The organism is Caldisericum sp., assembly GCA_022759145.1.
Taxonomy (GTDB): domain Bacteria; phylum Caldisericota; class Caldisericia; order Caldisericales; family Caldisericaceae; genus Caldisericum.
The window spans coordinates 1-3,445 of record JAEMPV010000020.1 but is presented as its reverse complement, the minus strand read 5'-3'; the positions used below and the strand labels follow the sequence as shown (position 1 = coordinate 3,445).

General features: G+C 38.0%; 3 protein-coding genes. All 3 read left to right on the top strand.

Features of this window, described 5'->3' with window-relative positions; translation table 11 throughout:
* The first annotated feature begins 120 nt into the window (after window positions 1–120).
* Complete coding sequence (locus JHC30_01255) at window positions 121–540, top strand: hypothetical protein (protein MCI4462781.1); 420 nt, start codon at window positions 121–123, stop codon at window positions 538–540.
* A complete protein-coding gene (locus JHC30_01250) occupies window positions 530–1,705 on the top strand; it encodes a PBSX family phage terminase large subunit (GenBank protein MCI4462780.1) in 1,176 nt (391 codons plus the stop codon). The genes JHC30_01255 and JHC30_01250 overlap by 11 nt, the downstream gene beginning before the upstream one ends.
* On the top strand, window positions 1,705–3,445 hold a 1,741-nt coding region (locus JHC30_01245; protein ID MCI4462779.1), incomplete at its 3' end, for a phage portal protein. The genes JHC30_01250 and JHC30_01245, both read left to right, overlap by 1 nt.

Here is a 3,445-nt window from a genome sequence, read left to right as displayed (position 1 = left end):
GTAGCAAGCGGGAAAGGTTTCCTTCCTCCTTTTCCTTTCCCGCTGTTTTTATTTGTGAGGTGACTTGAGATAAGAAATAAAGTCAAAGAGGAAGTTTTAAACTATGCAAAAGACTTATATTTGACACCAAACAAAGAAGGTTCTCATCAGTATTCTTTAAGGGATATCGTATTAGAGATTAGACAAAGGTTTGATATTGAGTTGACGGCTCAAACTATTTTAAATTGGGCTGAAAAATACGGTTGGAAGGCTCTTTTTGAGGAAGGCGTTAAGCAAGGCATTATTGATGTCATAGCAAATCAAGACAGCGACAAATCAAAAGAGGAACAATTTATCGACGCCATAGCAAAAGCAAAGCATGATGACTTTCTAATGATAACTGACCTTGAAAAACTTGCTTATGAATTTCTAAAATCTAACGGGTTCACCAATGCCGCCGAAGCCTTGAAGGCAATCGAGATGGGTTTGAAGTATAAAGGTGAACTTCAGGAAATCAGCGAGGCAAACATCGTTGTGAGGATTAAAAAGAATGGTGATTGAAATCGAGCAGGAAGTGTTTAACCCTAAATATATAGACCTCTTAGACAACAAGAGCCGTTATCTTATTTTATACGGCGGTGCAGGTGCAGGCAAATCTTATTTTGCTGCACAGAAAATTTTAATCAGAACCTTGCAAGAGAAGAAGAGCCGTATTTTAGTAGTCCGTAAGGTTGCAAGGACATTGCGAAATTCAAGTTTTTTACTTCTAAAAGATTTAATTTCAGAATGGAACTTGACAAGTTTATTTAAGATTAACGATGTTGAGATGAAAATCGTGTGTCAGAACGGAAATCAAATACTATTCGCTGGACTTGATGATGTTGAAAAACTAAAGAGTATCGCAGGTATAACTTCAATCTGGATAGAAGAAGCAACCGAACTTTCAGAAGAAGACTTCACACAGGTTGACTTGCGATTAAGAGATCCAAGCGAATACCATCAGGTAATTTTGACCTTTAACCCTGTAAGTGCTTTGCACTGGTTGAAAAAGAGGTTTTTTGATACGATAGACAACCGAGCAGTGATTAGAAAGGCAACCTATCAGGACAATAAGTTCATAGACCAATCTTATGTGGAAGTTTTGGAAGGACTGAAAACACAGAACGAAAACTTGTACAAAGTCTATGCTCTTGGTGAGTGGGGAACGCTGTCAGAACTCATTTATAACAATTGGGACGTCAAGGAATTTGAACTCAATTTCGACGAAGTTGTTGCAGGTGTTGATTTCGGTTTTAACAATCCAAGTGCTGTTGCTTACATTGGGATAATAGACAACGAACTTTATGTTTTCGACGAGATTTATCAGAGCCATCTTAAAAACTCCGAACTCATTGACCTTTTAAAAGACAAGCCACAAGCGAATGTGTACTATCCTGACCTTGCAGAGCCAGATAGAATTGAGGAACTTGAGCAGGCAGGATTTGTAATTGGTAAGACTGACAAGGATGTCATACAAGGCATAAACTTTGTAAAGAACTTCAAAATTCACATACACCCACGCTGTGTGAACTTCATAAAAGAAATTCAAGGTTATTCATATCGTAAAGATAAAGACGGGAATGTTTTAGAAGAACCCGTAAAATTTAACGACCATTTAATGGACGCATTTAGATACGCAGTGTATTCGCATTTTAAAAAGGGAACTCCTGAGGTGGTGATAATCTGATGGGTTTATTCGATTTTTTTAGAAGAGAGAAAAATTTTTCGTATGTAGGAACGGGACTTCTCACAGGCGGTGTAAGTTCAGATATAAGTTCTCTTGAAGACGCCGCTATTAAAAATCCATATGTAAATAGAGCCTTGACCTTGCGAGCACAGGCGATTTCTGACTTAGAATGGGAAATTGTAAACGATGACAAGCCTAATCAGAAGTTAATGTCGTGGTTTGCTAATCCTGTAAACTTGACGCCGAGACAATTTTTGCAGAAAATTCAATATTGGAGAGATATAACAGGTATTGCATTTGTTAGAAAGTCCTTCCCACAACCCGAACTCTTAGACGGCGATAGAATTACACTTTTAGTAACTCCAAGCGAAATCAAAGTCCTTTATATGCGTGTTTTCTGGACTGATAGTTATGATATCTCAGAAGTCGCACTTATTACAGGGCAATCACCGTTTGTGCGTATAATTAAAGATGTAAGCCCGTTATCAACAGTCTTTGAAGACTCAAAACTTCAATATCGCCAGATGGAAGTCTTATCAAACATTTTTAACAACGGGGCTTTTTTGAATATGATTTTCACAACGCAGGATAAACTTACACCTCAGCAAATTGACACGATTAAAGAGCAGATACGAGAGAAGTACGCAGCCCCGTCAAACGCAGGTAAGGTTATGCTTCTAAGCGGTTCTGATTGGAAAGTTGTAGATATCAGAAACTCACCGCTTCAGTTTGGAATGAAAGAAGTAGATGACTTAACGAAACAGCGAATAATGATTGCATTCGGTATACCTTCGGTCTTTTTCAACGATATGCAAGGCGTTAATAAAGCCGTTGCACAAACGCAAGAGTATATTTTCGAGAAGTATGTGACTAAACCTTTAGCAAATGACCTTGCAGAGCAGATTACAACGAAGTTATTAGACAATAAAGCAGAATTCCGATTTAAGTTCACAGAAAACCTTTCGCTTGAAGATAAACAGATTTTAGAGCAAATACGAGATATACAACTCAAAAACGGCACAACATACATAAACGAGATACGCACACAGGACGGGCTTGAGCCAGTCCCATGGTGCAATCAATGGTGTGGTAATCTAAACATGACACCACTTGGAAGTGTAAGTCCACAACCTAATCCTGAGGCCGCAAAGATTTTAGAAAAATTAGAGAAAATAGAGCAGAGGCTTGAAGTGAAAGAGAACAAAGAGTTTGATTTTGATTTGATTTCAAAAGACTATATCGCAATGACTGAGCCGATGGAAAAAAGGTTAGCAAAAGAGATTATGGATATTTTTTCTAAGCAAGAGAAATACATTTTAAGCGAGTTGAATAAAAAGAAGTCTCAAAACGGGATTATTACAAAAATCAAACTTGAAGATATAGTTGATTTGACTTTGCCTGACGAGTGGAAGGATTACTACGTTAAACATCTCAAGCCGTTTATTCTTTCATTTATGCAACAGGCAGGCGATAAGGTTTTGAGTTCTCTTGGTTTTTCAGCAAGTTTCAATTTGCAAGTGCCGAAAATTCAGGAGAACTTAATGAAGTCGTTAGAGCAGTCTGCTTCAGAAGTTATACGCACCACAAGGAAAGACATTTATGACCAACTTCTCGAAGGCATTCAGAACGGCGAAGGCATACCGGACTTAGCGAATAGAATGAAAACGCTATTTGAGGAGACTTATAAAAACAGGTCTCAAACAATTGCACGGACTGAGACTATAAGTGCAACGAATTACG

Coding starts and splice junctions, on each gene's coding strand:
- JHC30_01250 (MCI4462780.1), top strand. CDS start 530: ATGGTGATTGAAATCGAGCAGGAAGTGTTTAACCCTAAATATATAGAC.